Source organism: Mycobacterium sp., assembly GCF_008709575.1.
GTDB lineage: Bacteria > Actinomycetota > Actinomycetes > Mycobacteriales > Mycobacteriaceae > Mycobacterium.
Window position 1 is genome coordinate 1 of record NZ_VYIK01000159.1, and the last position, 1,337, is coordinate 1,337.

Here is a 1,337-nt window from a genome sequence, read left to right on the forward strand (position 1 = left end):
AATTCAAGATAGAATGTGACGGCGAAGTCGGATTTGTTCGGTCCGCCTATGACCCGATGACCGAGCGCGGCAGCGTCAACTTCCAGAAGGTGACCGCCACGCTCACCTTGCCGTGCGGTCTGCGGATCGGCCCCTGGGGAGGTGCCGAGCCGGGTTCGGGCGAAGCTCGCTACTTCCACTACGAGTGGTACGTGCCGATCGACGAGACTCATCACCGGTATCTCATTGCGTGGGGCAAGAGGGTGTCGTCGGCGGAAGAGGCGCTCGAGGCGGAACGCGACATTCGGACCCGCTGGTCGTATCTGGAGTACGAGGGGTTCAACGCCAGCGACATCCTCGCAAACGAAGGAACGCAGCGCGCCTACTCGGAGGAAGGGTACGCCTTTGGCGAAAAGGAAAACCTTTCCCGCATCGATGGTTACGTGCTGACGTGGCGCCGGATTGCGTCGAAACACAACCGCGGTCTGCAAAGGCGCTATGGGGGCAAGAAATAGCCCGACTAGAGCCTACGAAAGGTTGTCGGGACATGCCTGTGCCCGAGGCTGTGAGTGTGGGTCTCGGCGACGGCTATCGCGTGGTGCGGCTTGGGGCGACCCCGGTCGGCGGCCAGACCCACGATGGTCGGCGCGTGGTAGCGGGTGGAGGAGAAGGTCATCTCTGAGGGTCGCATCGGTGATCTGAGTCGACTGGAGCAGCTCCTCCGCCGGAGGAATTGCGATGCGGATCCCGATAGGCAGGAGGAGTTTTCGGGTGGCCTGGGAGGTGCTGTGTTCAGCGCATGAAGTTGTCGCTGACGAGATCAAGGAGTGCACACTGACGACCGGCGCTACGGTGATCGTCCTTCGGACGGCGTCGGGCGCGCTAAAAGTATTCCAAGGACGATGTCCCCACCAGCAGCGGTCGCTAGCCGATGCCGACATGTACTGCGGGGTGCTGACCTGCGCTGCCCACATGTGGGAGTTCGACGTGCAGACCGGTGAAGGCCTCAACGGAACGCTATCGCGGCTTGCCGAGTACCCGATACGGGTGGAGGGTGACGACGTGCTGGTCGACCCGACTGCAGTGCAACCGGTCAGATGGTGACCCGGCGGGCGGTCGCCTCGACCTGGCGGGGACCGGTGTCGGCGTCGTCCGGTCTTGGTCCTTCGTGACGAATTCCACCGTGGGAAAGCCCGGCGAGGCGGTGTCCCGCTAGCAGGTCACGCCGGGGCGGCTGAGTTCGAGGTACGGCGCCCGGCTAGCGCGCCCCGCTGAATCCGTGCTGGCGCCAGGCCTCGTAGACCGCGACCGCCGCCGCGTTGGCCAGGTTCAGCGACCGGCGCCCGGCCAGCATCGGA

At 64.5% G+C, this 1,337-nt stretch carries 2 protein-coding genes and 1 pseudogene; 2 read left to right on the forward strand and 1 reads right to left on the reverse strand.

Annotated elements, in window-relative coordinates:
- Together F6Q13_RS17495 and F6Q13_RS17500 are read left to right on the forward strand one after the other, a co-directional pair.
- Window positions 1-494: hypothetical protein (locus tag F6Q13_RS17495; RefSeq protein ID WP_293059248.1), on the forward strand; the 494-nt coding region annotated here is incomplete at its 5' end.
- 256 nt (window positions 495-750) lie between these two features.
- Entirely contained in the window at window positions 751-1,083 is a 333-nt protein-coding gene (locus F6Q13_RS17500; RefSeq protein ID WP_293059251.1) for a Rieske 2Fe-2S domain-containing protein, read from the forward strand.
- A 154-nt stretch (window positions 1,084-1,237) separates the two neighbouring features.
- Here F6Q13_RS17500 and F6Q13_RS17505 read toward each other — a convergent pair.
- Window positions 1,238-1,337, reverse strand: a pseudogene (locus tag F6Q13_RS17505) (tRNA (uridine(34)/cytosine(34)/5-carboxymethylaminomethyluridine(34)-2'-O)-methyltransferase TrmL); the annotation flags it as partial.